This window comes from Rhodococcus sp. A14, from assembly GCF_011603105.1.
GTDB lineage: Bacteria > Actinomycetota > Actinomycetes > Mycobacteriales > Mycobacteriaceae > Rhodococcus_F > Rhodococcus_F opacus.
Map to the genome: position 1 here is coordinate 62,316 of NZ_JAAOQS010000007.1, position 26,270 is coordinate 88,585.

Annotated in this window: 27 protein-coding genes; 23 read left to right on the top strand and 4 right to left on the bottom strand. The window is 68.4% G+C overall.

All coding sequences use genetic code 11. The features are described 5' to 3' along the window. Positions 1-20 precede the first annotated feature (20 nt). From G9373_RS46265 to G9373_RS06130, 4 genes are all read left to right on the top strand, one after another. Positions 21-590, top strand: a complete 570-nt coding sequence (locus G9373_RS46265) for a transcriptional regulator (RefSeq protein ID WP_317611074.1) — start codon at positions 21-23, stop codon at positions 588-590. A 34-nt stretch (positions 591-624) separates the two neighbouring features. After that, entirely contained in the window at positions 625-1,458 is an 834-nt protein-coding gene (locus G9373_RS06120; RefSeq protein WP_167114419.1) for a hypothetical protein, read from the top strand. Positions 1,459-1,617: 159 nt separating this feature from the next. Then, complete coding sequence (locus tag G9373_RS06125) at positions 1,618-2,196, top strand: sigma-70 family RNA polymerase sigma factor (RefSeq protein WP_005239770.1); 579 nt, start codon at positions 1,618-1,620, stop codon at positions 2,194-2,196. Beyond that, positions 2,180-3,196: an anti-sigma-D factor RsdA gene (locus G9373_RS06130; protein ID WP_043792231.1), complete on the top strand. Its 1,017-nt coding sequence runs from the start codon at positions 2,180-2,182 to the stop codon at positions 3,194-3,196. Before G9373_RS06125 ends, G9373_RS06130 begins: the two co-directional genes overlap by 17 nt. An 85-nt stretch (positions 3,197-3,281) precedes the next feature. On the opposite strand, the gene G9373_RS06135 is transcribed toward G9373_RS06130, so the two are convergent. After that, positions 3,282-3,686 (bottom strand): DUF5319 domain-containing protein, encoded by a 405-nt coding sequence (locus G9373_RS06135; protein ID WP_005239778.1) that lies wholly within the window; start codon positions 3,684-3,686, stop codon positions 3,282-3,284. 243 nt (positions 3,687-3,929) lie between these two features. Here G9373_RS06135 and guaB point away from each other — a divergent pair, with 243 nt between their 5' ends. The 4 genes from guaB to guaA all read left to right on the top strand — a co-directional run bounded on the left by guaB (position 3,930) and on the right by guaA (position 10,215). Next, the gene (gene guaB / locus G9373_RS06140; protein ID WP_005570999.1) at positions 3,930-5,453 is read left to right on the top strand and encodes an IMP dehydrogenase; all 1,524 of its coding nucleotides are present in this window, start codon (positions 3,930-3,932) and stop codon (positions 5,451-5,453) included. Positions 5,454-5,486: 33 nt separating this feature from the next. After that, the gene (locus G9373_RS06145; RefSeq protein WP_005257142.1) at positions 5,487-6,626 is read left to right on the top strand and encodes a GuaB3 family IMP dehydrogenase-related protein; all 1,140 of its coding nucleotides are present in this window, start codon (positions 5,487-5,489) and stop codon (positions 6,624-6,626) included. Between the two features lie 210 nt (positions 6,627-6,836). After that, a complete protein-coding gene (locus G9373_RS06150) occupies positions 6,837-8,579 on the top strand; it encodes a GMC family oxidoreductase (protein WP_005257140.1) in 1,743 nt (580 codons plus the stop codon). Between the two features lie 64 nt (positions 8,580-8,643). Further along, positions 8,644-10,215: a glutamine-hydrolyzing GMP synthase gene (gene guaA / locus G9373_RS06155; RefSeq protein WP_005570997.1), complete on the top strand. Its 1,572-nt coding sequence runs from the start codon at positions 8,644-8,646 to the stop codon at positions 10,213-10,215. Between the two features lie 60 nt (positions 10,216-10,275). Here the strand turns inward: guaA and G9373_RS06160 are convergent, their stop codons facing one another. Together G9373_RS06160 and G9373_RS06165 are read right to left on the bottom strand one after the other, a co-directional pair. Then, on the bottom strand, positions 10,276-10,503 hold the full coding sequence (locus tag G9373_RS06160; RefSeq protein ID WP_005570995.1) for a hypothetical protein: 228 nt from the start codon (positions 10,501-10,503) through the stop codon (positions 10,276-10,278). Beyond that, entirely contained in the window at positions 10,496-12,028 is a 1,533-nt protein-coding gene (locus G9373_RS06165) for a PspC domain-containing protein (RefSeq protein WP_167114422.1), read from the bottom strand. Before G9373_RS06165 ends, G9373_RS06160 begins: the two co-directional genes overlap by 8 nt. 113 nt (positions 12,029-12,141) lie before the next feature. Here G9373_RS06165 and G9373_RS06170 point away from each other — a divergent pair, with 113 nt between their 5' ends. From G9373_RS06170 to G9373_RS06195, 6 genes are all read left to right on the top strand, one after another. After that, positions 12,142-13,479, top strand: coding sequence for an ATP-binding protein (locus G9373_RS06170; RefSeq protein WP_167114425.1), 1,338 nt, complete (start codon positions 12,142-12,144; stop codon positions 13,477-13,479). Positions 13,480-13,636: 157 nt separating this feature from the next. Beyond that, a complete protein-coding gene (locus G9373_RS06175) occupies positions 13,637-14,140 on the top strand; it encodes a YbaB/EbfC family nucleoid-associated protein (RefSeq protein WP_120659330.1) in 504 nt (167 codons plus the stop codon). After that, positions 14,137-14,451, top strand: a complete 315-nt coding sequence (locus G9373_RS06180) for a type VII secretion target (protein WP_052024043.1) — start codon at positions 14,137-14,139, stop codon at positions 14,449-14,451. The genes G9373_RS06175 and G9373_RS06180 overlap by 4 nt, the downstream gene beginning before the upstream one ends. After that, positions 14,451-15,308: a hypothetical protein gene (locus tag G9373_RS06185; RefSeq protein WP_054248424.1), complete on the top strand. Its 858-nt coding sequence runs from the start codon at positions 14,451-14,453 to the stop codon at positions 15,306-15,308. Before G9373_RS06180 ends, G9373_RS06185 begins: the two co-directional genes overlap by 1 nt. Positions 15,309-15,343: 35 nt before the next feature. After that, entirely contained in the window at positions 15,344-15,829 is a 486-nt protein-coding gene (locus tag G9373_RS06190) for an RDD family protein (RefSeq protein WP_240960390.1), read from the top strand. Positions 15,830-15,869: 40 nt separating this feature from the next. Then, positions 15,870-16,529 carry a response regulator transcription factor gene (locus tag G9373_RS06195; RefSeq protein WP_005257121.1) on the top strand — a complete coding sequence of 220 codons (660 nt, stop codon included), beginning with the start codon at positions 15,870-15,872 and terminating at the stop codon, positions 16,527-16,529. A gap of 12 nt (positions 16,530-16,541) precedes the next feature. On the opposite strand, the gene G9373_RS06200 is transcribed toward G9373_RS06195, so the two are convergent. After that, positions 16,542-17,753, bottom strand: coding sequence for a serine/threonine-protein kinase (locus tag G9373_RS06200; RefSeq protein WP_005257120.1), 1,212 nt, complete (start codon positions 17,751-17,753; stop codon positions 16,542-16,544). 211 nt (positions 17,754-17,964) lie between these two features. On the opposite strand from G9373_RS06200, the gene G9373_RS06205 reads away from it, so the two are divergent. The 9 genes from G9373_RS06205 to G9373_RS06250 all read left to right on the top strand — a co-directional run bounded on the left by G9373_RS06205 (position 17,965) and on the right by G9373_RS06250 (position 26,253). Next, entirely contained in the window at positions 17,965-18,804 is an 840-nt protein-coding gene (locus G9373_RS06205; RefSeq protein WP_025432258.1) for a hypothetical protein, read from the top strand. Beyond that, on the top strand, positions 18,801-20,354 hold the full coding sequence (locus tag G9373_RS06210) for a DNA polymerase Y family protein (RefSeq protein WP_167114428.1): 1,554 nt from the start codon (positions 18,801-18,803) through the stop codon (positions 20,352-20,354). The genes G9373_RS06205 and G9373_RS06210 overlap by 4 nt, the downstream gene beginning before the upstream one ends. Continuing rightward, complete coding sequence (locus G9373_RS06215) at positions 20,347-20,949, top strand: dihydrofolate reductase family protein (protein WP_005572772.1); 603 nt, start codon at positions 20,347-20,349, stop codon at positions 20,947-20,949. Before G9373_RS06210 ends, G9373_RS06215 begins: the two co-directional genes overlap by 8 nt. Before the next feature lie 592 nt (positions 20,950-21,541). After that, complete coding sequence (locus tag G9373_RS06225; RefSeq protein WP_346842808.1) at positions 21,542-22,768, top strand: transposase; 1,227 nt, start codon at positions 21,542-21,544, stop codon at positions 22,766-22,768. After that, positions 22,765-23,136, top strand: coding sequence for a VOC family protein (locus G9373_RS06230; RefSeq protein ID WP_043793368.1), 372 nt, complete (start codon positions 22,765-22,767; stop codon positions 23,134-23,136). The genes G9373_RS06225 and G9373_RS06230 overlap by 4 nt, the downstream gene beginning before the upstream one ends. A gap of 40 nt (positions 23,137-23,176) precedes the next feature. Next, the gene (locus tag G9373_RS06235) at positions 23,177-23,962 is read left to right on the top strand and encodes an alpha/beta fold hydrolase (protein ID WP_005257096.1); all 786 of its coding nucleotides are present in this window, start codon (positions 23,177-23,179) and stop codon (positions 23,960-23,962) included. Positions 23,963-24,114: 152 nt separating this feature from the next. Then, complete coding sequence (locus G9373_RS06240; RefSeq protein ID WP_005257095.1) at positions 24,115-25,089, top strand: R2-like ligand-binding oxidase; 975 nt, start codon at positions 24,115-24,117, stop codon at positions 25,087-25,089. A 62-nt stretch (positions 25,090-25,151) separates the two neighbouring features. Next, positions 25,152-25,664: a hypothetical protein gene (locus G9373_RS06245; protein ID WP_005572775.1), complete on the top strand. Its 513-nt coding sequence runs from the start codon at positions 25,152-25,154 to the stop codon at positions 25,662-25,664. A 10-nt stretch (positions 25,665-25,674) separates the two neighbouring features. Beyond that, positions 25,675-26,253 carry a YdeI/OmpD-associated family protein gene (locus G9373_RS06250; protein ID WP_005572777.1) on the top strand — a complete coding sequence of 193 codons (579 nt, stop codon included), beginning with the start codon at positions 25,675-25,677 and terminating at the stop codon, positions 26,251-26,253. Positions 26,254-26,270: the final 17 nt, after the last annotated feature.

The following is a 26,270-nucleotide window of genomic DNA, read 5'->3' on the forward strand; positions in this document are numbered from 1 at the left end:
CGCTGCTGGCGCGAGACGTCGTGACCATCCGGCGGATCATCGTGCGGGCCGTCGCGGAGCGGGGATTCAGCTCCATGTGGACGACCCTGGTCGTTCCGGTGCTCGAATGGGCGGACGAGGGCAGGAATTCGGACGCCGCCGCTGCGAGTGTCCGCGTCTTCGCCGAATGCGTCGCAGGGATTCTGTCCACGATGACGCTGGACGCGCCGATCGGTGGCGGTGGCCGTGTCCTGCTCGTGCACGTGCCTGCGGACTCGAAGGACACGGTTCCCGCCGATCCGTACGGCCTCGAATTCCGGGCACTGGGCGCCGCCCTGGCCACTGCCTCGGTGGACACGCGGATGGCGCTGCCACTGTGCCGGTCGGCGCTCCTCGCCTCCGTGACCAACGCCGAGCCGGACGTGATCGTCCTGTGGTTGCCCGCCGCCGGATGCGCCCTCCCGTCTCTCCTGCGGGCGATCCGCCGGCGGCGCACCGGGCTGACGATGCTCGCGGGCGGCCCCGGATGCCGGACGCAGTCACTTCCACGGTCGATAGCGGTGCTGGGCACGCTGGACGAGGCGGTGGACGCCGTCACCGCGGTCACCTGACCGCAGAGCGGCCGGACGATGCAATGATCTCGGCGTGCCCGACTCCACTCTCCGGTCCGACCCCACGAATTCGTTGATCCGCGCGGCGTTCGGCGCCGATCCGGGCGCGTGCCCGCTATCGGCGTCCGACGTTCCCGTCGAGCGCTGGATGCGAGCGGTGGCGTGGGGCGCCCGGGGGCACTACGCCCGATCCCGCGCAGAGCTGGACGCACTGACGCGCGGCGAGGTGGCCGAACCCGCGGTCGCCTCACTCGCGTGGAGCACGCAGGCGTCGTTGCTGAGGCAGCTCGGCTGGCACGGTGTGGCGTCCGGGTTCGACGGCCGGGCTCTCGCCGTCGTCGGGACGGGTCCCGGCGACGGCGACGACGTCCTCGTTCACGAAGCGCGGTGTGACGCGATGACGGGGCTGGCGGCCGACGCGTTGGGGTGCGGCCGGCTGGCACTGGGCCGGCGGCTGCTCGACAGGTGCTCCGAATACCTCGACGAGCGTGCTCCCGGCGAACTGTGGCGACAGCGCGTCCGCAGGCACTGGGTGAGCGCCGAGTTGTTTCTCGCGGGCGGAGACTTCGCCTCGGCGCGCCGCCACGCCGAGACCGCAGCGGAAATTTCGGAGGCTGCCGGATCTGTGCGGCACCACGTCAAATCGGATCTGCTGCGGAGCGCGTCGATGACAGGGGAGCCCGATTCGGGTCCGGCGGCACGGCTTGCCGCGGATGTGCTCGACCGGTGCGATCGGTACGGCTTGATACCTCTGAAGTGGGCAGCTGCGATGTTGCTGAGTGGTGTGACATCCGACTCACGTGCGGAGGCCGTGCGTGTGGAGTGCGAAGCCGTCATCAGGGCGCGAGGTGGGCGCTTCCGAATCTGACTCCGCTGCTCGGCCCCGTACGGGCGGGTTGCGCGCGAATCGCTGCGAATCCGGGCGAATACCGTTCGGTCCGCACCGTTACTCTTGGAGTGTTCCGCTGAGAGCGGGAGCACACCCATCGGGGGAGGTGCCACTGTAACGCCAGGATATTCAGCAACGATGACTAATACGAGCGAGGAGTTGGACTCCGCCGTCGCCGCTGCAACGCAGGGTGACCGGGCCGCTTTAGCTCTGGTCCTGGAAAACATTCGGCCCTTGGTTGTGCGTTACTGCAGAGCCAGGGTCGGTGCTGCGGAGAGGGGACAACTCTCCGCGGATGACGTGGCACAGGAAGTGTGCCTCGCCGTGATGACGGCCTTACCTCGCTACGAGGATCAAGGCCGCCCGTTCATGGCATTCGTCTACGGGATCGCCGCGCACAAGGTCGCCGACGCGCATCGGAACTCCGCCCGTAACAAGTCGGAGCCCGTCGCCGAAGTACCGGATGTCGTAGCCAACGATGACGGACCCGAACAGAGGGCGCTGGACTCGGAAGCGAGCAGGCAGATGAACGAACTGCTGAGCACGCTGCCGGAAAAGCACCGGGAGATCTTGATCCTCCGCCTCGTGGTCGGTATGTCAGCCGAGGAGACGGCCGCGGCCGTGGGTAGTACCGCGGGAGCTGTCCGCGTGGCTCAACACCGAGCCATCGCGAAACTGAAAAAAGAAGTGACGAGGGCAGGTGAGAGGTTTGGCTAGGGGCATCAAGCGCAACGGCAATCCCGATGCCGATCTCCCAGGAGACGACGCACCGGTGGACGTCGCGGCAGTGCGCCGCGACGACGCTTTGATCGACGCGATCGCCGGTGGCGGTCCTGTCGCGACGGATTCGCCGGAGCAGTACGAGCTCGCGCTTCTGCTGACCAATTGGCGCGCCGACATCGTGGCGACGCCGATGCCGACCGGGCCGCTGCTCGACGACGTGATCGCGGCGATCGACGCCTCGGACGCCCGTTCCGCACGCAGCGCTGCCCGCGGCAAGCTCCGCTTGTTGCGACCCATCGCCGGCGCTGCCGCCGCGATCGCGGTCGTCATGGGTGGCGCCACCATCTTCTCGTACAACGCCGCACCCGGCGATCCGCTGTGGAGCGTCAAGTCGGTCGTATTCAGCCAGCAGGCCGATTCGACCGTCGCGCAGATCGACACCACGTCGCAGCTGCAGGAGGCCGAGCGGCTGATCGCCGCGGGCGACGCGGAGGCGGCGAAGAACCTGCTCGAGGGCGCCGCAGGCCGTTCCGGCGGGGTGCTCGACGCCGACCTGCGCAACGAACTCGACGTGTGGCGTGCGAAGCTCGCCGCGGAGGTCGAGAAGATCGCTCCCACCACGCCGCCCGCGGCGACGACGCCGGGAACCACCACCACCGACGCGCCGACACAGACCACCGAGTTGCCGGCCACGGTGCCGGGGACACCCGGTTCCACGACCGCGCCGGGAGTCGAGCAGTTGCCGGGAACCCTGCCCACGGATCTGCAGATTCCGGGACTGCCGCCCATTCCGCTGCCGCAGCTGCCCACGCTGCCGCCTCCGCCCGAGACGTTGCCGTCCACGAGCCCGGATCCCACGATCATGTTGGTTCCGACGCTGCCCTCGGACATTCCGGCGACGGAGCCATCCACCCAGCAGCCGCCGCAGGAGCCTTCGACGGTGCCACTACCCACCACCACGACCCCGGTCCCGGTGCCGCCGCCCACCAGCTAGCGGTTCGGCGGCCCTTCCGCACAGACCACTGTGGCCCGACACTTCGCGTGTCGGGCCACAGTGGTCTGTATCGGGTTGTGCCGGATCAGGCGTCGAAACCGTCGCCGTGCAGAGCGTCGTTCATCGAGGCGTCCGCGTAGCCGCGGCAGTAATCCCAGGTGACGTATGCCTCGGGTGTCGGGTCGTAGGCGGGCTCGTGCGGGCGCACGGTGCCGTCGACCAGAAGCTGGAGGAGATTGGCACGGAGCATGTCCCAATCGTGGTAGTGATCTTGCTGGCAGTCTTCGCAGCAGACGACGAGACCGCGGATCCCGCGATGCGCCAGCAGCGCCTCGTACACGGCGAGGTCGGCCAGATCTTCCTCCACGGCGAGACGCTCGTGGGGGTCGAGTGGCTGGCCCGGTTCGATCGCGTCGAGAGCTGCGGACGGGTCGGCGGGGTCGCCGGCGAAGGGGTCCGGGGGCAGACCTGGAGGCAGTTGATCGCGCACAGCACCACGGTACGCAGGTCAGCCCGGTCTGCGCCAGCCGTTCGGCGTACGCCCAGCGTGGGTGGGCTCCGTGGTGATCGCGTCGAGCCGATATCATGGTTTGTGGAGCTGGGAATATCGATCGTCGCTCCGGCCTTTTTCTTGTATCCGTGTTCCCGAAAGTTTCCACCAGATCGAAGATCTGAATGTCCACAGACGGCGCCACCGGCGCCGCACCTATGTTCCATGGAGGGCCCGAACCGCATGACAAGTTCAGCAGGGCATGTACACACCGGCGGTGACGACCCGAACAAGGTCGCGATGCTGGGTCTCACGTACGACGACGTCCTGCTCTTGCCGGCGGCGTCGAATGTCATCCCCGGCCAGGTCGACACGTCCAGCCAGCTGACCAGGGACATCCGGCTGCGAGTGCCGCTCGTCAGCTCCGCGATGGACACCGTCACCGAGGCGCGGATGGCCATCGCCATGGCCCGCGCCGGCGGGATGGGCGTCCTGCATCGCAACCTGTCGGTCGAGGCGCAGGCCGGGCAGGTGGAGACGGTCAAGCGGTCCGAGGCGGGAATGGTCACCGACCCGGTCACCTGCAAGCCGTCGGACACCCTCGCCGAGGTCGACGCCAAGTGCGCCCGCTTCCGGATCTCCGGACTTCCGGTGACCGACGAGGCGGGGCAGCTCGTCGGCATCATCACCAACCGCGACATGCGCTTCGAGGTCGATCAGAACCGCGCCGTGTCCGAGGTCATGACGAAGGCCCCGCTGATCACCGCCCAGGAGGGTGTGACCGCGGAGGTGGCGCTGGGCCTGCTCCGCCGCCACAAGATCGAGAAGCTGCCGATCGTGGACGGTCAGGGCAAGCTCACGGGCCTCATCACGGTCAAGGACTTCGTGAAGACCGAGCAGCACCCGGACGCCACCAAGGACCGCGACGGCCGGCTCCTCGTCGGCGCCGCCGTGGGTGTGGGCGACGAGGCGTGGAGCCGCGCAATGGCCCTCACCGACGCCGGGGTGGACGTGCTCGTCGTCGACAGCGCCCACGGTCACTCGGCCGGCGTGCTGGACATGATCTCGAAGCTCAAGGCAGAGGTCGACGAGCGTGTGCAGATCATCGGCGGCAACGTCGCCACCCGCAGTGGTGCGGCCGCTCTCATCGAAGCCGGTGTGGACGCGGTGAAGGTCGGTGTGGGCCCCGGCTCCATCTGCACCACCCGTGTCATCGCCGGTGTCGGCGCCCCGCAGATCACGGCGATCCTCGAGGCGGTCGCCGCGGCCAAGCCGCACGGTGTGCCGGTGATCGCCGACGGTGGACTGCAGTTCTCCGGCGACATCGCGAAGGCCCTGGCGGCAGGCGCGTCGACGGCCATGCTCGGTTCGCTGCTCGCAGGCACCGCGGAGTCGCCGGGCGAGCTGATCCTGGTCAACGGCAAGCAGTACAAGAGCTACCGCGGCATGGGTTCCCTCGGCGCGATGCAGAGCCGTGGCGCCGCGAAGTCGTATTCCAAGGACCGCTACTTCCAGGACGACGTGCTGTCCGAGGACAAGCTGGTTCCGGAGGGCATCGAGGGCCGGGTCGCGTTCCGCGGTCCGCTGTCCCAGGTCACCCATCAGCTCACGGGCGGTCTGCGGGCCGCCATGGGTTACACGGGAGCGTCGTCGATCGAGGAGCTGCAGAACGCGCAGTTCGTGCAGATCACGGCTGCGGGTCTGAAGGAGAGTCACCCGCACGACATCACGATGACGGTCGAAGCTCCCAACTACACCGCTCGCTAGCAACCAGTCACGATTCACGAGAAAGGGGCGCGCGTGCGCGACCTCGTTGAGATCGGCATGGGCCGAACAGCCCGACGAACCTATGAGCTGGACGACATCGACATCGTCCCCTCCCGCCGGACCCGCTCCTCCAAGGAGGTGTCGACGTCCTGGCAGCTCGACGCATACCGGTTCGACATTCCGGTGCTGGCGCATCCGACCGACGCGCTGGTCTCGCCGTCGTTTGCGATCGAACTCGGCAAGCGTGGTGGCCTCGGGGTCATCAACGGTGAGGGTCTGTGGGGCCGGCACGCGGACGTCGAGGCGAAGCTCGCCGAACTCGTCGCACTGGCCGAGTCGGACGTCGACGTCGAGGCGCCGATCAAGAAGCTGCAGGAACTGCACGCGGCGCCGTTGCAGCCGGGACTTCTGGCCGCTGCCGTGGCCCAGGTCCGCGATGCAGGTGTCACGACCGCGGTGCGGGTCAGCCCGCAGAACGCCCGGGCGCTGACCCCGCAGTTGCTGGAGGCGGGCATCGACCTGCTGGTCGTGCACGGCACGATCATCTCCGCCGAGCACGTCGCGCACGGCGACAGCGAGCCGCTGAACCTCAAGACGTTCATCTCCGAGCTCGACGTCCCCGTGGTGGCCGGTGGGGTGAGCGATCACCGCACCGCACTGCACCTGATGCGCACGGGCGCGGCCGGTGTGATCGTCGGATACGGCTCCACCGAGGGCGCCACGACCACCGGTGAGGTGCTGGGCATCGGTCTTCCGATGGCCACGGCGATCGCGGACGCCGCTGCTGCCCGCCGCGACTACCTCGACGAGACGGGTGGACGCTACGTCCACGTGATCGCGGACGGCGACATCACGTCCTCGGGCGACCTCGCCAAGGCGATTGCCTGTGGCGCGGACGCCGCAGTCCTGGGCGCACCGCTGGCCGTTGCCGCGGAAGCTCCCGGCGGCGGCTGGTACTGGCCGTCGGCCGCGGCGCACCCCTCGGTTCCGCGCGGCACGATGCTGCCGGTCTCGTTCGGTGACCGTCCGTCGCTCGACCGGGTCCTCACGGGTCCGTCCGATGACCCGTTCGGTTCGCTGAACTTCGTCGGCGGGCTGCGCCGGTCGATGGCGAAGTCGGGGTACTCGGATCTGAAGGAATTCCAGAAGGTGGGCCTGACGGTCCGCGCCTGAGGCGTCCGTCCGTCACTGCTTTCTCTCGTCGCCCGATGTCACATCGGTGCAGTTCAACTGCACTGGTGAGGCATCGGGCGACGTGCGTTTGCGGGTATCGCGACCGTTCCTGATACCTCTCGTTACAGTTAGGTGACCCTTGTGGCAGCTGTCACAGCCGCGGGGTGCATACTGGCGAGTAATAACTCAGGTGTCGTTGGAGGTCGAGTGATGAGCAAGCAGCGCGCAACGGAGTACGACGTCCTCATCGTCGGTTCCGGATTCGGTGGCAGTGTCACCGCGCTCCGATTGGTCGAGAAGGGCTACAAGGTCGGCATCCTCGAGGCGGGCCGTCGCTACGCCGACGCGGACTTCGCGAAGACCAGCTGGGATCTCAAGAAGTTCCTGTGGGCGCCCGCTCTCGGTTTCTTCGGCATCCAGCGCGTCCACCTGCTGCGCGACTGCCTCATCCTCGCCGGCGCCGGCGTCGGTGGCGGTTCGCTCAACTACGCGAACACGCTCTACAAGCCGCCTGCCTCCTTCTTCCAGGACAAGCAGTGGTCGCACATCACCGACTGGCACGACGAGCTCACGCCGTACTACGAGCAGGCCCGCAAGATGCTGGGCGTGGTCCAGAACCCGCACATGACCCCCGCCGACGAGATCATCAAGTCGGTCGCGGAGGACATGGGCGTGGGCGACACGTTCATCCAGACCCCGGTCGGTGTCTTCTTCGGTGAAGCGGGAAAGACCGTGCCCGACCCGTACTTCGGTGGCGTCGGCCCCGACCGCACCGGGTGCATCGAATGCGGCGAATGCATGACCGGATGCCGGCACGGCGCCAAGAACACCCTGCTCAAGAACTACCTGGGCCTCGCAGAGAAGGCCGGTGCCGAGATCATCCCGATGACGACGGTCACCGGTCTGCGCGAGGCATCCGACGGCACCTGGGACGTCTTCACCCGGCGCAGCGGGCCGCGCAAGAACCGGAACCGCAAGACGTACACGGCCGCGAACGTCGTCCTGGCCGCGGGCACGTGGGGCACTCAGCATCTGCTGTTCGACCAGAAGGAGACGGGCGCGCTGCCCAAGATCTCCGACCGCCTGGGGGTACTCACCCGCACCAATTCGGAGTCGATCCTCGGCGCCGCCAAGAACAAGGTGGACCCCGCGCTCGAGCTCACCAAGGGCGTCGCCATCACGTCGTCCTTCCACCCGACGTCCGACACCCACGTCGAGCCGGTGCGCTACGGCAAGGGGTCGAACTCGATGGCCCTGCTGCAGACGCTGCTGACCGACGGTGGCGGCAGGCGGTGGGTGACGTTCCTCAAGGAACTGGCGAAGGATCCGACGGCTCTGAAGGTCCTCACCCCGTACAAGTGGAGCGAGCGCACCATCATCGCCCTCGTGATGCAGAACCTCGACAACTCCATCACCACGTACACGAAGAAGGGCCTGTTCGGTCGGCGCAAGGTCACCAGCAAGCAGGGTCACGGCCAGCCGAACCCCAGCTGGATCCCGGCGGGCAACGAGGCGACCCGCCGGATCGCGGAGAAGATCGACGGCCGCGCGGGCGGCACCTGGGGAGATGTGTTCAACATCCCGCTCACCGCGCACTTCCTCGGCGGCTGCACGATCGCGTCGGAACCGTCGAAGGGCGTCATCGACCCCTACCACCGCGTGTGGGGTTACCCGACGCTGAGCGTGGTCGACGGTTCGGCCGTGTCCGCGAACCTGGGCGTCAACCCGTCGCTGACGATCTCGGCGCAGGCCGAGCGTGCGGCTTCGCTGTGGCCGAACAAGGGCGAGAAGGATCAGCGGCCGGCGCAGGGCGAGGGATACCGGCGCCTGAACCCGGTCGCCCCGGTCGCCCCGGTCGTCCCGGAGGGGGCGCCCGCCGCACTGGTGCTGCCGATCGTCGAGATCCGCAACAGCTCTGTGGTGCCCGACACGCAGAAGCACGGCGTTGCATAGGACCCGAGAGGGCCGGGTCATGGGGTCGCGCAGACCACAGAGCTGCGCCGATTAGACTGACCCGGTGGCAGATATCGAGCAACAGAGACCGGTCCTCGTCGTCGACTTCGGCGCGCAGTACGCGCAGCTGATCGCCCGACGGGTGCGTGAGGCCAAGGTCTATTCCGAGGTGGTTCCGCACACCGCGACCGTCGAGGAGATCGCGGCCAAGAATCCCCTCGCCGTGGTGCTGTCGGGCGGGCCGTCGAGCGTCTACGCAGACGGGGCGCCCCAGCTCGATCCGGCACTGTTCGATCTGGACATTCCGGTGTTCGGCATCTGCTACGGATTCCAGGCCATGGCCGGCGCGCTCGGCGGGACGGTGGCGCACACCGGCACCCGTGAGTACGGCCGGACCGACCTCAAGGTGCAGGGTGGTCTGCTGCACGAGGGACTTCCGTCCAGCCAGCCCGTGTGGATGAGTCACGGCGACGCGGTCACCGAGGCCCCGGCGGGCTTCGAGGTGACGGCCACCAGCGAGGGCGCACCCGTCGCCGCGTTCGAGGACCGGGCCCGCAAGCTCGCCGGTGTGCAGTACCACCCGGAGGTGCTGCACTCGCCGCACGGCCAGCAGGTGCTCAGCCGGTTCCTCCACGAGATCGCAGGCATTCCTCCCGCATGGACGGCCGCGAACATCGCCGACGCCCTCGTCGAGCAGGTCCGCGAGCAGGTCGGCGACGGCAAGGCGATCTGCGGACTTTCGGGCGGTGTCGACTCCGCTGTCGCGGCGGCGCTCGTGCAGCGCGCGATCGGCGACAACCTCACGTGTGTGTTCGTCGACCACGGTCTGATGCGTGCGGGGGAGCGTGCCCAGGTCGAACAGGATTTCGTTGCCGCCACCGGCGCCAAGCTGATCACGGTCGACGCCGCCGACACCTTCATCGGTGAGCTGGCCGGGGTGTCCGACCCGGAGACCAAGCGCAAGATCATCGGCCGCGAGTTCATCCGCAGCTTCGAGGGCGCGGTCAGTGACGTGCTGGGCGAGAACGCCGCGCACGGCGACACGGTCGAATTCCTCGTGCAGGGCACGCTGTACCCGGACGTCGTGGAATCCGGCGGCGGTACCGGCACGGCCAACATCAAGAGCCACCACAACGTCGGCGGACTGCCGGAAGACCTGCAGTTCACGCTCGTGGAACCACTCCGCCTGCTGTTCAAGGACGAGGTCCGGGCGGTGGGACGCGAGCTGGGTCTGCCCGAGGAAATCGTGGGACGCCAGCCGTTCCCCGGTCCCGGGCTCGGCATCCGCATCATCGGCGAGGTCACCCAGGAGCGGCTCGATATCCTGCGTCACGCGGATTCCATTGCGCGCGAAGAGCTGACGGCCGCCGGGCTCGACGGTCAGATCTGGCAGTGCCCGGTGGTGCTGCTCGCCGACGTCCGCAGCGTCGGCGTGCAGGGTGACGGACGCACCTACGGTCACCCGATCGTGCTCCGCCCGGTGTCCAGCGAGGACGCGATGACGGCGGACTGGACGCGACTGCCGTACGACGTTCTCGAGCGGATCTCCACCCGGATCACCAACGAGGTGCACGACGTCAACCGTGTCGTGCTGGACATCACGAGCAAGCCGCCGGGCACCATCGAGTGGGAGTGACGCACTGTGCGCGGTGAGCGAGTCCGACGACTCGCTCACCGCGCACATGCGCTTGCGCCCCTATCGCCGCCGGTTCGGGGCGAACACGAGCACCACGCCGACCAGCACCGCCACCACCACGAACAGCCAGCGGAACTCGACCTTCGCGAGCGGTTCCAGCGAGAACGGCCCCGCGAGCGCCCAGCCGCTCACCAGGAGTGCTGCCAATCCTGCGAGGAGCAGGAGCGGCGACGGGCGCTTCCGCGTCCCGGTCTGCTCGCTGTCCTGAGTGTCGTCGATGTCATCCACGGCGCACCTCCACACTTCCGAACTGGACATCTGCATTGAGGTTCAGAACGGGGCCGTCCGTGCCGTCGACGCCACCGTCGAGACCGTCCGGGAGGCACTGCGCGTCGCCGAACTGGGCGGTGCAGTGGTTCTCGACGTTCATGCCGGGCGGCAGGAGCACCACGACCTCACCGAACTGCCCGCTGACGTCGACCGTCTTGTCCTCGGTCAGAGTGACGTTCCGGAGGTCGAGCGTGAAGCTGCCGAAGCCACCGGAGTAGGCGGGCTCGATGGCGGCCGCTGTCGTCGGGTTCCAGGTCCGGTCGCCCATGTTCTCGCTGTTCAGGTCGAGGGACCCGACGATCGAGGCGAGGATCACGAAACCGATCAGGGGACCTGCGACGACGAGAAGGCCGTAGCCCTTGCGCAGGAATCCGCCGATCAGCAGCCCCACTCCGATGACGGCCAGCGCGACGGCGCCGATGCGACCGGGGTTCAACCAGTCGGATCCGGTGGCGACCGACAATGCCGTCGCCGCCGCGGCCGCCAGGATGGCCAACCCGATCACCATGGTGGTCAGACGGGAGTGGGTGCGCTCCGGTTGGACTGCGGGAGTGGTGGTCCTGGCCGGCTCGGGCAGGTCCCACGCGAACGGGGCTACACCGAGCGGATCCCACGCCGGCGGTCGCGGTTCGAGCGGCGCGAACGGGGCCGAGGGTGCGTCGACCTGCGGACCGGGGGCCGGGGACTTCTCGAACGACACCGGATCGGATTGGGCGGCAGCGGTTTCGGGATTCAGTGCCTCGGTGGGCGCGTCGGCCGTCTTGTCGTCCGAGGTGGGAGGTGTGCTCGGCGTGTAGGAGTCGGGAAGCTTCGTGTACGGACCGTACGCACCCGGACCGTACGCACCCGGACCGTACGCACCCGGACCGTACGCACCCGGACCGTACGCACCCGGACCGTAGGCACTCGGACCGTACGTGCCCGGGCCGAACGGGTTGGCGCCGAACTGACCCGGCGAGAAACTCGTCCCGGGATAACCGGTCCCGACACCCGGGGCAACGGCTCCGGCGGGCAACGGCGGAGGTATCGGCTGCCGCTGGTACAGCAACCACAGGCCGCCGAGCATCAGCGCCATGCTGATCAGCCCGGAGCCGCCGAGGCCGACACCGAACGGGCCGACGGTGGTCAGCGCGATGGCCAGTGCGACGAGAAGGACGATGGTCTTGGTGCCCGAGTCGGAGCTGTGACCGCGTCCCACCAGCGACTCCGCGGGTGAGGCCGGGTCGCCCGACTTCGTGAGGGCGAGCCAGCACGCCAGGTAGAGGAGCACACCGGCGCCACCGAAGATGGTGGACACGACGAAGGCGACTCGTATCAGTACGGGATCGACGCCGTAGCGGTAGCCGATTCCCGCACAGACACCGGCGACGTGACCACGGCCCGGCAACCGCACCGGTCGGGTCCGCCACAGATCCTGTATCTGCTCTTGGAAGCTCCCATTGCTCATATGACCATCGTTCCGGTCGGCGCGGCGGGCGTACATCGGGAACTACCCTGATCTTTCCGGTCGGGGTGGGCCGGAACGCGTGCCGAAGTCAGGGTTGGACCCTGATGCCGCGGCCCGGGGATCGTGCCAGTATCGAAGATGTGCACCCTGTGTCGAACACGTCCGCGGGCGGCGCCCAGTACGCGGGCGCCGTGACCGCGCCTGTCCCATCCGGCGGCATCCCCATGCCGCGGCTCGAACGCCGGACCGGTGGTCGCATCGTCGGCGGCGTCGCGGGTGGTATCGCCGATCAGCTGGGTGTCGACGTGATGAAGGTGCGGGTGGCGTTCGCCTGTCTCGCCGCGCTCGCCGGTGCGGGCATCGTCGCCTACGGACTGTTGTGGATCTTCACGGCCGCGGGTTCCGACACCGAGAAGCCCAGTGCGTCCGAGCGACGGAGAGCGTACGGACTGATCGCGATCGGCCTGGCCGGTGCGTCCGCGCTGTCGTGGTTGTTCAGTGGCCGCGTCGGTTCGGTGATCGCACCGATCATCGTGGTGGCGGTCGGCGCGGCCCTGGTGTGGCGCGAATTCGATTCGGAGGGCCCGCGCACCGTCATCGGGCTACCGCAGCGTCCCACCGTCCTCACCTGGGCGCGGGTCCTCGGCGGCGTGACGTTGATCGTGTCGGGTCTCGGTGTGGTGATCCTCGCGCAGGTCGATCTCGCTGCGCTGCGTTCGTCGTTGCTGGCGGTGGTGGTCACCCTGGTCGGCGCCGGGTTGCTGACCGTGCCCCTGTGGTTGCGACTGTGGCGCGCGCTGGGCGCGGAGCGTGCCGCCAGGATCCGCAATGACGAGCGTGAGGAGATCGCGTCACACCTGCACGACTCCGTCCTGCAGACCCTGGCGCTGATCCAGAAGCAGGCCGACCATCCGCAGGAGGTCGCGCGGCTGGCCCGGGGGCAGGAACGGGAACTGCGGAAGTGGCTGTTCGGTGGGGGAGACGCCGACCATTCGAGTCTCGCGGAGGCGTTGCGCATCATCGCGGGCGAGGTGGAGGACCACCACGGCGTCACGGTGCGGCCGGTGACGGTCGGCGATGTGGCGCTCGACGTCGACGACACGGGCGAGGGTCTGTCGAAGGAGAGTTTCACGGCGGTGCTGGGTGCGACGCGGGAGGCTCTGGTCAACGCGGCCAAGCATTCCGGGGAGACGGACATCAACCTGTTCGCCGAAGCGGAGCGCGAACAGGTCAGCGTGTTCGTCCGGGACCGCGGCGTCGGATTCGACGTCGACGAGGTGTCCCCGGACCGTCAGGGCCTCGCGAAGTCGATCCGTGGACGGATCGAGCGGCGAGGCGGGCACGTCGACGTGCGGTCCGCACCCGGCAAGGGCACCGAGGTGCGAATCCACATGCCGCGGAACGGCCGGACGTGGGCGGCAGCGGGCGCTTCCGAGGACTCGGATGCTGCCGGCGTCGAGGACGTGCCGTTCAGTCAGGGTGCGTGAGCACCACTTTCGCCGTGTCGGCGCACTGGTGCGCGGTGTCTGCTCGCATGCTGTCCCGGTGAGAGGGTAATGTTCGCCGGCGACACGACTGTGGGGGTCGTGTGGTCGCATCCTGCTGTGGCGGGGTGAGACGCGCGAGATGTCAAGGGGGGATTTCATGTTCGACCGTGAGGGTCTGCGCGTGCGCGAGCGCGAGTTGCAGAATCAGATCGATTCGATGCTGGCCACGCTCGACCGGCAGACGCAGGATCTGCATGCCGCTCAGCAGCAGGTGGCGCAGCTGCGGGTGAGTGGGGCGTCGGCCGACGGACTGGTGCAGGTGGTGGTGAACTCGGTGGGCGGCGTAGTGGACGTGCACCTCGCCCCCGACGCGTTCCGGCGGTCGACTCCCGAGTCGCTGGGGCGTGCGATGACCGAAGCCGCCCGGCGGGCGGGCGAGGCCGCGCACACCGAGTCGATGCGCATCATGGGATCGATCGTGTCCGCGACCGAGACCCTGCCGGATCTGCCGGACCTCGTTCCCGGTGCTCCGAGCCTGCGGGACTTCCTCCCGCGCCTCGAACCCGACGTCGGCGGCGTCCCGGCCGATCGGGAACCGGACCCGGATAATCCCGACGACCCGCGGTGGAATCGGCCGGTCCTGCGGGACGGATGGCAGTGAGCGCGCAACTGTGGGTGGACTCGGCGCATCTGCGCAGCGTCGCGCCCCGATTCGAGGCGCTCTCGCAGCGGATGGCAGAGGTCGCCGCCGCACTGCATTCGACCCTCGAGGCCGAGGGGGAGTGCTGGGGCGGCGACGAGACCGGGACGACGTTCGCGAGCGGGTATCTGGCGTCGGCAGACGTGGCCGGGCGGTCGCTGGGGTTCGCGGCCGGGGCGCTCGCCGCGCTCGGATCCAGGCTCAGGAGCACCGCCGACTCGTTCGACGACACCGACCGCGGCACCGCATCCAGCCTCGCCGGGCTGTTCTGATGGGCATCGAGGTTCCGGGCAGTGTCCGGTGGCTGGCGGAGAAGGTGGTCGGGGCGGACTGGCCCGACGCGGACGAAACGGCGATGGAGCGGCTCGGGCAGGGGTGGAAGGACGCCGGAGCCTCGCTCGACGACATCATCGAGGAGGCCGACGCCGCCATGCGGTCGGCGAGATCCGGGGTCAGTGGTGACGTCGACACCGCGATGGCGCAGCAATGGGCGCGGATCGGTGCGGACGGGGCGCTACGCGAGTTGTCGGGGTTGCTCCACGAACTCGGCGACACCCTCGACTGGTCGGCCGACGACGTCCGGGTCGCGAAACTGTCGATCATCGCGGCGCTGGTGGCGCTCGCGGCCGAACTCGTCGCGGTAGCCGCGGCCAGCGCGATGACGTTCGGTGCGGCGAGCCCGGCCGCATTCGCGGCGGAAGCGGCCACACAGGTCACCGTCCGAATGATCATCCGGCAGCTGATCACCTCGATCCTCACCCGCGCCGCCATGGGCGCTCTGAAGGGCGCGGCAGGGACGGCGGCCATGCAGGCGACGTTGGAAGCCGGCCTGCAGTGGTACGAGAAGGAACACGGGCGACGCGACAGCATGGACTGGGGCAACGTCGCCGAAGCGGGCGGCAAGGGTGCGGTTCAGGGAGGCGTGAAGGGGGCCGTCAACGGTGCGTTCGGGCTGAAGCTCACCGACCCTCGTTCCCAGTTCGGGGGCATGCTCGGCTCCTACGTGCAGGAGGACACCGTCGGCACACCGAGGTTCAGCGACGCCGTCGTCGACGAGATGCTGGACCGGACCGGACTCGATGACGACGTCCGGCGTGCCCGCGACGAGATCGACGGGCGTCTGCCGTGAACGGGGACAGCCATAGCTTCCGCCGGGAGACCGACATGACGGTTGAGACCGACATGACGGTGGATTCACGCCGGGGCGTACCGAGCAGGCACGGCGTGCACGGTGACCCCCGCTACCCCTCGCCCCGCAGGCTGCGGCGGGCGACCGCCTTCGCGATCGACTGGCTCCTCCATATCGGCGTTGCGATCGGGGTGTCGGCGGTGTGCGAGGCATTTCCGGAACTCACGCCGTGGTCTTTCGCTGCGGCAGTGTCCTCCTGGATTGCAGTGTCGTTCGTGCACCGAACCGTTCTTCAATCGGTGTTCCATACAACGGCGGGGAAAGCACTGTGTGGACTGTGCATCCTGAAGTCCGACGGATCGTGGCCAAGGTTCGGCTTCCTCACGAAATGGTGGGTGATCGGTGCATTCTCGACCGTTCTCGTCGCCTTTTCCGGCGCGGGTGGCGACAGTGACGAGGAGGACGACTGGTTTCCTCCGGTCGTTCGGCTCCGAGACGTCCGGCGCCTGCACGTCACCTAGAGTGGGGTGACACTACCCGTCCACGCGAGGAACAGCCGCAGTGACTTTGCCTGAAACACCCCCGTACCGTGTCTTTCTCGTCGATGATCATGCCGTTTTCCGTTCCGGTGTCCGCGCCGAGCTCGGCAGGGAACCGGACATGGAGGTGGTGGGCGAGGCGGGCGGTGTCGCGGAGGCGGTGTCCGGCATCAACGCCACGTCACCGCACGTCGTGCTGCTCGACGTCCATATGCCCGACGGCGGCGGTGTCGCGGTGCTGCGGGGTATCGAGTCGGGTCCGGTGTGCCTGGCGCTGAGCGTGTCCGACGCTGCCGAGGACGTGATCGCCGTGATCCGCGCGGGCGCCCGCGGGTACGTCACCAAGACGATCTCGGGCGCGGAACTGGCCGACGGCGTGCGCCGGGTCGCCGGCGGTGACGCCGTGTTCAGCCCGAGGCTCGCGGGATTCGTGCTGGACTCCTTCACCGGACGTTCCAATGCTCCTGAGCCGCAGCTGGATCCGGAGCTGGATTCGCTGACGCCGCGGGAGCTGGAAGTGCTGCGGCTGCTCGCACGCGGTTACACGTACCGGGAGATCGCCGAGGAACTGGTGATCTCGGTGAAGACGGTCGAAACGCACGCGTCGAACGTGCTGCGGAAGACACAGCAGTCCAACCGGAATGCGCTCACGAGGTGGGCGCACCGCCGGCGGATCGACTGACCTCCCGGGGTGTCAGGGCTGGGCGAGGAGGACGATCACGGCCACGAGCACGGCCAGGATCAGGATCGCGACCATGACACCCATGGCGATCGGCGCCCACGCCACCACCTGATCGCGGACAGTGGGGGCCGGCGAACCGGGAGCGGGTTTCGTCGGGCGCGGCGGCCACTGCAACCGGCCGAGCGGACGCGGCACGTTCTTGAGCGGTGTGCTCTGATGCACCGCGGGCAGACCGGCCTGGGTGGAACTCACCAGTTTGCTGCGCCGGCGTGAGTCGGGCAACGGCGTCGAGCGGTGTGCCCACGCCGGGATGGTGCCGTCTGCGGAATAGACGGGCGAGCCGACGAGGTGCGCGACGTTTCCGTCCCCGGCCATGGCCACCCGGGCCAGGGCGTCGCGGGCCTCGGCCATCGTCGGACGACGCGCCGGGTCGGGCTCGAGCAGGTGCAGCAGCGTGTCGGTGAGCGGCCCGGCCTTACTGGGACGGTAGATCTCGGCCTTCGCGACCCGGTGCAGGAGTGCGATGGAATCGGAGTCGATCCCGAACGGCGGCTGGCCCTCGACGACGGTGTACAGCGTGGAACCGAGCGAGAAGACGTCGCTCGCCTCGGTGGGGTCCTGACCGCGGGCGACCTCGGGGGAGAAGTACGCGGGTGTGCCGGTGATGACCCCGTTCGTGGTGTCGGCGGAGTCTCCCTTGGCGCGGGCGATGCCGAAGTCGCTGATCTTGACGGTGCCGAGTTCCCGGCCGCGGTCGGCGACGAGGATGTTGCCCGGCTTGATGTCCCGGTGCACGATCCCGGCGGCATGGGCGGCCGTGAGTGCGTCGGCCACCTGCGCGCCGATCTGGGCGACCTCGAGCGGGGGCAGTGTGTCGGCGATGTTCATCGCCTGGGCGAGGCTGCGGGACGGCAGGTACTCCATGACCAGCCAGGGCTCGCCTGCCTCGAGTGCGACGTCGTACATCGCGATGGAATGGCGGTGGGCGAGTTTGGCGGCGTTGCGACCTTCCCGCATGGTGCGTTCGCGGACACGGCGGGCCTCGTCGGGGTCGAGTCCGGCCGTCGTGGTGACCTGTTTGATGGCGACGTCGCGGTGCAGCAGGGTGTCCCGGGCGAGCCAGACCGCGCCCATTCCACCGCCGCCCAGTTTGGACCGCAGGCGGTATCTTCCGGCCACCAGGTATTCGGGTCCGATGCCCCTTTCGCTCTGCTCCTGCTCCATCACGCGTTCAGGTTAGAGGATTGTGCGGACACGAGATGTGCGACGGTCCTGACCTGGCCATTCGGGGTCCACTTGACGGGCCACCACCGACCGGCTTTACTTGAAATGAGTTCGAAAATACGTTCGAACAAAGCGTCTGTTCGAGCCGCGTCTTCCCCGTGGTTGCCGACCGCTGTTGGTGCCGAGTGTCAGGGGTGTCGAGTTGGCTGAAGTGGCCGGCGAGCCGGGGTTTCCGGTGCCGGGGTCTCCCGAGTTGTCCGGGCTGTCCCGGCAGGAGCGTCTGGACTACCTCCGACGACGGATGGCCGCTGTTCCCGCGCGCGGTGAATCGGTGGCGAGCCGCGCCCCGGTGGAGAGTGCGTTCCCCACGACGGGTACTTCCGCAGCACCCGATTCCCATGCTGCCGGGGTACTCCCGGTTCCGGCTGCGCTGGCGGAACTCCTTCCCCGAGGCGGGCTGGTGCGCGGTTCGGTGGTGTCGGTATCGGGTGCCACGTCGCTGCTGCTGGGGTTGGTCGCGTCCGTGACCGCGGGCGGCGGACACGTCGCGGTGATCGGGCATCCCCGGCTCGGGGTGCTGGCAGCGGTCGAGATGGGGGCGCAGCTGGAACGGCTGGCCCTGATCCCCGACCCGGGCGCTGATCCGGTGGAGATCGCCGCGGTGCTGCTGGACGGAATGGATCTGGTGGTGCTCGGACTGGGAGGGGCGTCGGTGGCGCCGTCCCGGGCGCGTGCGGTGGTGGCCCGGGCCCGGAGCAAGGGGTCGACCCTGGTCGTCACGGACGGGCACTGGGACGGCGCGGAGATGCGGCTGGAAGCCCGGGTGCACGGTTACGCCGGACTGGGCAACGGATCTCAGGACCGGGGATGCGGGCGGTTGCGTTCTCTCAGCCTGGCGGTGTGCGCCCGGGGGCGGTCGTTCCAGCCGCGCACCACCCGGCTGGACGTGCGGTCGGCGCAGGGCCGGGTGGAATGGGTGAGCACTCCGGAACCGGTGGCGTCCCTCGAGGCCGCCCCCTTCCCGGAGCCGGTGGAGGTGGTGGGTCTGTGAGCCGGGTGCTGGCGTTGTGGTGCCCCGACTGGCCCGCGATCGCGGCGGCCGCCTCCGCGGACCTCCCGCCGACGCATCCGGTGGCGGTGACGTCGGGCAATCGGGTGATCGCCTGCTCGGCGCCGGCCCGCGCGGACGGGGTGCGCAGAGGGCTGCGCCGCCGCGAGTCCCAGGCCCGGTGCCCCCGGTTGCACGTGGTGGCAGCCGATCCCGACCGCGACGCGCGGCTGTTCGAGCCGGTCGCCTCGGCCATCGACGCGGTGGCGCCCGGTGTCGAGGTGCTGCGACCCGGGCTCGTGGTGCTGTCCGCACGGGGCGTCGCCCGGTATTTCGGTTCGGAGGAAGCCGCCGCGGAACGGTTGGTGGACCAGGTGTCGGCGGTGGGGGTGGAGTGCCAGGTCGGTATCGCCGATCAGCTGTCCACGGCCGTGATCGCCGCGCGCAGAGCAACTCTCGTGCCACCGGGTGAGGGGGCCGCCTTCCTGGCGCCGCTCCCGATGCGGGAACTGGCCGCCGAGCCGAGCCTCGCGGCACCCCACCGCGGTGAGCTGGTCGATCTGCTGCACCGGCTCGGGTTGCGCACGATCGGCAGTTTCGCCGCGCTGTCGGCGGGCGATGTGGCTTCGCGGTTCGGAACCGATGCGGTGCTGGCGCATCGGGCCGCGCGGGGTGAGCCGGAGCGTCCCCCGTCGGGGCGGTCGCTGCCTCCCGACCTGGAGGTCGAGGAACGGTGCGATCCCGTCATCGAACGGGTCGACGCCGCTGCCTTCGCGGGGCGTGCGCTGGCGGAGAAGCTTCATCGCACACTGTCGGACGCCGCGGTGGCCTGCACCCGGCTGGCGATCTCGGCGAGCACCGGCAACGGTGAGCAACTGTCCCGGATCTGGAGATGTGCGGAACCGTTGACGCCGGAGGCGACGGCGGACCGGGTGCGGTGGCAGCTGGACGGGTGGTTGACCGGGCGCAGCGAGAAGCGGCCCACCGCCGGTATCGCCGTCCTGCGACTCGAACCGGTGGAAGTGGTGGCGGCCGGAGCCTTACAGCTGGGTCTGTGGGGTGGGGTCGGTGACCAGGACGAGCGGGCCCGGCGGGCTCTGGTGCGGGTGCAGGGCCTGCTCGGTGGGGAAGCCGTGCAGGTGGGTGTCCTCAGCGGTGGGCGGGGCCCGGCGGAGCGCATCACGTTGCTGCCGTTGGGCGACGAGTTGATTCCTCGCAACGATCCGTCGGAGCCGTGGCCGGGCACGTTGCCGGAACCGGCGCCTGCCGCGGTGCTGACCGCGTATCCGGAGGTGTGGATGTCGGACGAGCGGGGTATGGCTGTGACGGTCACGGAACGTGGTGTGTTCAGCGCGCCTCCCGCGCGGTTGCGGTGGGGGAGCCGAGAGTGGGCGGTGTGCGGATGGGCCGGACCGTGGCCGGTGGACGAGCGGTGGTGGGACCCTCCGGCCGCCCGGACGGCGGCCCGGGCCCAGGTACTGCTGGAAGAGTCGCGGGCGCTGCTGGTGATCTGCACGGCAGGCCGTTGGTCGGTGGAGGGAATCTATGAGTGACACGGAGCGGGACACGCTGCACCGCAGGGTCGTCGTCCAGGAATTGACGAGCCTCGACGGGTTCGTCGCCGGGCGGTCCGGCGAGCTGGACTTCTTCGATGCGGTGCCGGATTACGGTGAGGTGGACCGGTACAACCTCCGTCTGCTCGCCGACACGGACCTCGCCCTGCTGGGGCGCAAGACGTATCAGATGTTCTCGGACTACTGGCCCACCGAACAGGCTCAGGGCGAGGTCGTGGCCGAGACCGTCAACGCGATCCCGAAACTCGTGTTCTCCTCGACGCTGGACAGTGCCCCGTGGGGGGATCGGGAGCCGGCGCAGCTGTGGCCGGGCGACGCCGTCGAGAGGGTGCAGCAACTCCGGCAGGAGCCGGGGGGCGACCTGATCGTGTGGGGAAGCATCACCCTCGCGCGATCGCTGCTCGCCGCCGAACTGGTCGACGAAATCCAGTTGCACGTGGTGCCGATCCTGCTGGGACAGGGACGCAGGCTCCTCGACGAGGACACCGGGATGCATGCGCTGACGTTGCTGGAGTCGAAGGGTTACGACTCCGGGGTCGTCACGTTGCGCTATCGGGTGGGGCGGGCGGCGTAACCCGCCCAGCCGATCTCCCTTGCGAACCGACCGTTCGAAATGCTTTGCTGTGCAGAGGGTCGCGTGCCGGTGGCGGACAGCGTCAGGCATGGAGGCCGGCCACGGCTGCATCGTCGGACTCGTGGCATACCTCGAAAGGGTCGACTGTGCCCATTTCTTTCAACTGAGCTATCAGCGGGATCCTGGCCGTTCAGGGCACGGGAGGAAGCTGATCTGTGGTGCGGGGGTGTTTCGGGTGGATGTAGGTGTGGTTGGCGGGTCGGGTCGTTTCTGGTTGGTGATGTATTCGGCGATGAGCGACAGCGGCGCTTCGCCTGCGGACGCAGGCGAAGTAGGAGCGACTAGAAGTGGTTGCCCTGCAAGTATTTGCGTATGTGTTCGGGGAACTCCTGCCGCAGGCGGCGGGCGGAGACGCCTTTGAGGCTGTTGACCTGGGTGGATCAGTAGGTGCGCTCGGTGTCGCCGTCGAATTCGGTGAGGTGAGTATTGCCCCGAACTTGTCGTACCCCTCTGTCATGATCTGTTCACACATCGGGTCGGTGAAGGCTAGTCGACTAGGGGAGGCGGTGGGTGCGTGGTGAGAAGGGTTGTCGTGGTCAAGCTCGTACCCACTGCGGATCAGTTCGCGGCGCTGGAATCGACGTTGGTGTTGTGCAACGAGGTTGCCAACGAGGTGGCCGGGTTGGCGCAGTCGAGGGGACTGCGGTCGCGGCGGGCGCTGCAAGTCGCGCTGTATCCGAAGGTGAAGGCACGGGGGCTCTCCGCGCAGCCGGCGTTGCATGTTCTGCGGAAAGTGGCCGACGCGTACGCCACCCGGCAGGCGACCCTGACCAACGGAAACTACGGTCGGCCGGGGTCGACACGGTATACGGCGGTGGCGGAGACCGCGGTCGCATTCCGGCCGCACGCTGCCCAACCGTTCGACGACAGATGCCTGTCGTGGCAAATGGATTCCTCGACGGTGTCGATCTGGACCACGGCGGGCCGGATGCGGGGTGTGCGGTTCGTGTGTGCGCCGTGGCAACACAAGCTTCTCGCTGCCCGCAAGGGTGAATCCGACCTCGTCTACCGCGACGGGCACTTCTACCTGTACGCCACCGTCGACGAGCCCTCACCGGAACCGGCCCCGCCGCCGGACACCGCCGAAGGCTGGTTGGGTGTGGATCTGGGGATCGTGAACCTCGCCGTCACCACCGACGACGATCCGGCCACCCTCGACGTGCGGTGGTCCGCAGGGGCGGTGACCGCGCGTAGGAAGAAGTACGCCGCCCTGCGCGCGAGTTTGCAACGAGTCGGCACGAAATCCGCGAAACGGAAATTGAAGGCGCGGCGACGAAAGGAACAGCGGTTCGCCACCGATATCAACCATCAACTGTCGAAAACTATTGTTGCCAAGGCACAACGCACCGGTCGTGGGATTGCGGTGGAAGACCTGTCGGGTATCCGCGACCGGGTACGGCTAGCCCGGAGGCAACGGACCCAACTGCACTCCTGGGGATACGCCCAGCTACGCGCGCAGATCACCTACAAGGCCGAGAGGTCTGGGGTACCTGTCGCTGTCGTTGACCCCCGGAACACCTCGCGAACCTGCTCACACTGCGGGTACTGCGACAAAGCGAACCGGGTCTCGCAAGCAACGTTCCGATGCCGACACTGCCAGTGGACCGGTCATGCCGACCACAACGCGGCCCGCAACATTGCCGCACTCGGACATCGCACGTACAGGGCCGCCCAATCAACCGCGCCCATAGCAGCCACCCCTCCCGCAGCCAGTGGGAACGTGAGCAGCAAACCCGGCCCTTCGGGGCCGAGTAGTTGATCCACACGATCGTCGCCGCCAAGAACAAGCAGGAGTCGGCGACATTCTTCACCACGTTGTTCGGACTGCCGGACGCCGTGCCTGCCGGCCATTTCCTGGCGGTCGCCCTCGACAACGGGGTGTCTCTCGACTTCGCGGAACCGCCGATCGAATTCCAGCCGCAGCACTATGCGTTCCTCGTCGGCGAGGACGACTTCGACCGGATCTACGGCCTGATCGTCGAGTGGGGTCTCGATCACTGGGCGGATCCGCGGCAGACGCTGCCGGGCACCATCAACACCAACGACGGCGGGCGAGGCGTCTACTTCCTCGACCCGTCCGGTCATTATCTGGAGATCATCACCCGCCCGTACGGGTCGGGTCGGTAGTTCGCGGCCGGGGTGTCCGTACTCGCTAGTCTGGATTCTCGTGGAGACGAGCAGGACTACCCCGACGCGCGCCGGTATCGAGATCGCCTACCGAGACAGTGGCGAGTCCTCGGTGCCGGGGTCGTCGGACGTCCATCCCGTGCCGGTGGTTCTGGTGCACGGGATGGGCGGTGACGGCGGTACCTGGGACCGATTCGCCCGCGCACTCGTCGCCCGCGGGCGACGCGTCCTCGTCCTGGATCTGCGGGGGCACGGTCGCAGTGCCCGCGCCGGGTCGTATCTGTTCGAGGAGTTCGGTGCCGACGTGGTGGAGGTGTGCGACAACCTCGGGCTGACGCGGGTGGATCTCATCGGCCATTCCCTCGGTGGTCATGCGGCGTCGCTCGCGGCTCAGGCCTCTCCCGGGCTGGTTCGCCGGCTGGTGATCGAGGAGGCGCCGCTCCCGTTGCGTCCCGGTGACCCGGAACAGGTCTTCGCGAATCGGCTGCCGTCGCTGCCGGAACTGTGGCACGCAACGACGAGCCTGATCCGGCATCCGCGGGCGGTGTTCGCCTTCGATCGGTCGATGACGGGTTCGGCGCTCGAGCAGTTCCGCCGCCCGGATCCGTTGTGGTGGGACAGATTGCCGGACATCGAGGCCGACACGCTGATTCTGCGGGGCGGTACGGGCGGAATGGTGGATCCGCGCAGACTCGAGTCCGCGGTGGCGGCGATACCGAACTGCCGGGTGGTGGTGTTCCGCAGCGGGCACAGCATTCATCGCGACCGCTACGACGACTTCGCGGCGGCGGTCCTGCCGTTCCTGATGAAGCCCGAGAAGAGCTGACAAAAAGTCCGAAAATGTAAACCGTGACGGCTTCGGCAGGACTAGCGTGGGTACCGAAGCGGGGGCTCGGAACGAGACGGTAGTCACGACGAGCGACCCGAAGCTGCGGGGCGTCCGACGACGTCTTCCGCACGTCCGGAAGAAGGCCAACGATGTCGACACTCACGCCCGGACGCCCCTACGCGCCCGGCAGGCAAGGGTTCAGCTCGCTCCGCGCGGGGGGCCTCAACTGGGACGCGTTCCCGCTGCGGCTGTTCACGAAGGGCAACGCCAAGTTCTGGAACCCCACGGACCTCGACTTCGGCCGGGACGCGGAGGACTGGGAGGGGCTGAACTCGGAGCAGCAGCGCAACTCCACGTATCTGGTCGCACAGTTCATCGCCGGTGAGGAAGCGGTCACCGAGGACATCCAGCCGTTCATGAAGGCGATGGCCGCCGAGGGGCGCTTCGGGGACGAGATGTACCTGACGCAGTTCTGTTTCGAGGAGGCCAAGCACACCCAGGTGTTCCGGTTGTGGATGGACGCGGTGGGCCTGACACGCGACCTGCATCCCTTCGTCGCCGAGAACCCGTACTACCGGCAGTTGTTCTACGAGGAGCTGCCGGGATCACTGAAAGTGCTCGAGAGTGATCCCAGCCCCGCCAATCAGGTGCGGGCCAGCGTCACCTACAACCACGTCATCGAGGGCAGTCTCGCACTCACCGGGTACTACGCCTGGCAGAAGGTGTGCACCACGCGCGGGATCCTGCCGGGGATGCAGGAACTCGTCCGCAGGATCGGCGACGACGAACGACGCCACATGGCGTGGGGGACGTTCACCTGTCGCCGGCACGTCGCCGCCGACGACAGCAACTGGGACGTCGTCCAGGAGCGGATGGCGGAGCTGATGCCGTTGGCCCTGGGCATGATCGACTGGGTCAACAAGCAATTCGAGGTCCAGCCGTACGGGCTCGACGACCAGGAGTTCATCGCGTACGCCGCAGACCGGGCGCAGCGCCGGCTGGGGGCGATCGAGTCTGCGCGCGGACGCCCGGTCGAGGAGATCGATCTGGATTACTCACCCGAGGCCCTCGAGGAGAAGTTCGGCGAGGAGGATGCCAAGGCGATGTCCGAGGCCGCAGGCTGAGGCACGCGTCGCGGTGCGCAGGCTGAGGCACGCGTCGCGGTGGCAGATGGCAGGATCGGCTCATGGCGCTCACCGCACTCGACCGCAGACTCATCGGCTGGTCTGCAGCATTCGTGATCTCGCAGGCGAACATCGTCCGGCTTCTCGGTCCGGTGGCACCCCGGCTCGCCGACATCCAGACGGCCCGGTCCGCCCGGTCCTACACGGCGATCCTCGACGGAATGACCGCCGCCGACACGGCACGCTACCGCAGCCACTACTACCCGGACTTCGTCCATCCCGTGATCTACGCGGTCGCGTTGCGCACGGGCGCACGACGTCTGGCGGAGCTGACACCACTCTCGGCGAGAACGCAGAGGGTGCTGGCGGCGGCCCCGGTGATCTCCGCGGTGGGCGACTACGCCGAGAACGTCGTCGGGCTGTACCTGCTGTCTCATCGCGAGCACATCACCGATGCGACTGTGCGCACCACCAGTGCGGTCAGCGTCACCAAATGGGTGCTGGCGCTCGGGACGCTCGGATATCTCTCCCAGGGATTCGTCCGGGTCTGGGCGGGACAGCTGTTCTCCCGCTAGATTCGGGCACATGTGTGCCGCCGAGCTCAGCGTCGAGTACTTCTCCGGACACGCCGAGTTCCGGGAATGGCTCGGCGCTCATCACGACTCCTCACCCGGCATCTGGCTCAAAATGGCCAAGAAGGGGTCGGCGTATACGTCGATCAACTACGACCAGGCTCTCGAGGTCGCGCTGTGCTACGGCTGGATCGACAGCCAGGTCCGCCGCGTCGACGACGACTTCTTCGTGCAGCGGTTCACCCCGCGCTCGTCACGAAGTCCGTGGTCGAAGCGGAACCGGGAGTTCGCAGAGAAACTCGCCGACGCCGGTCTCCTCGAGCCTGCGGGCGCGGCGGAGGTGGAGCGGGCCAGGGCCGACGGCCGCTGGGACCGCGCGTACGCGGGACAGAAGGCGGCGGAGATACCGCAGGACTTCCTGGACGCCCTCGCGCAGAACCCCGAGGCCGAGGCCTTCTACGCGACACTCGACAGCCACAACCGGTACGCCGTCTACTACCGCCTGCAGGACGCCACCCGCCCGGAGACGCGTGCCCGCCGTATCGAGAAGTTCGTCCAGCAGTTGTCGGAGCGCAGGAAGTTCCATGACTGACCGATTGTCGCGACTGA

Excerpts from the sequence above, each read along its gene's own strand:
- G9373_RS06125 (WP_005239770.1), top strand. The coding sequence starts at position 1,618 with ATGACTAATACGAGCGAGGAGTTGGACTCCGCCGTCGCCGCTGCAACG.
- G9373_RS06190 (WP_240960390.1), top strand. The coding sequence starts at position 15,344 with ATGACGGTTGAGACCGACATGACGGTGGATTCACGCCGGGGCGTACCG.
- G9373_RS06200 (WP_005257120.1), bottom strand. The coding sequence starts at position 17,753 with ATGGAGCAGGAGCAGAGCGAAAGGGGCATCGGACCCGAATACCTGGTG.
- G9373_RS06175 (WP_120659330.1), top strand. The coding sequence starts at position 13,637 with ATGTTCGACCGTGAGGGTCTGCGCGTGCGCGAGCGCGAGTTGCAGAAT.
- guaB (WP_005570999.1), top strand. The coding sequence starts at position 3,930 with ATGACAAGTTCAGCAGGGCATGTACACACCGGCGGTGACGACCCGAAC.
- G9373_RS06150 (WP_005257140.1), top strand. The coding sequence starts at position 6,837 with ATGAGCAAGCAGCGCGCAACGGAGTACGACGTCCTCATCGTCGGTTCC.
- G9373_RS06215 (WP_005572772.1), top strand. The coding sequence starts at position 20,347 with ATGAGTGACACGGAGCGGGACACGCTGCACCGCAGGGTCGTCGTCCAG.
- G9373_RS06165 (WP_167114422.1), bottom strand. The coding sequence starts at position 12,028 with ATGTACGCCCGCCGCGCCGACCGGAACGATGGTCATATGAGCAATGGG.
- G9373_RS06240 (WP_005257095.1), top strand. The coding sequence starts at position 24,115 with ATGTCGACACTCACGCCCGGACGCCCCTACGCGCCCGGCAGGCAAGGG.
- G9373_RS06250 (WP_005572777.1), top strand. The coding sequence starts at position 25,675 with ATGTGTGCCGCCGAGCTCAGCGTCGAGTACTTCTCCGGACACGCCGAG.
- G9373_RS06245 (WP_005572775.1), top strand. The coding sequence starts at position 25,152 with ATGGCGCTCACCGCACTCGACCGCAGACTCATCGGCTGGTCTGCAGCA.
- G9373_RS06185 (WP_054248424.1), top strand. The coding sequence starts at position 14,451 with ATGGGCATCGAGGTTCCGGGCAGTGTCCGGTGGCTGGCGGAGAAGGTG.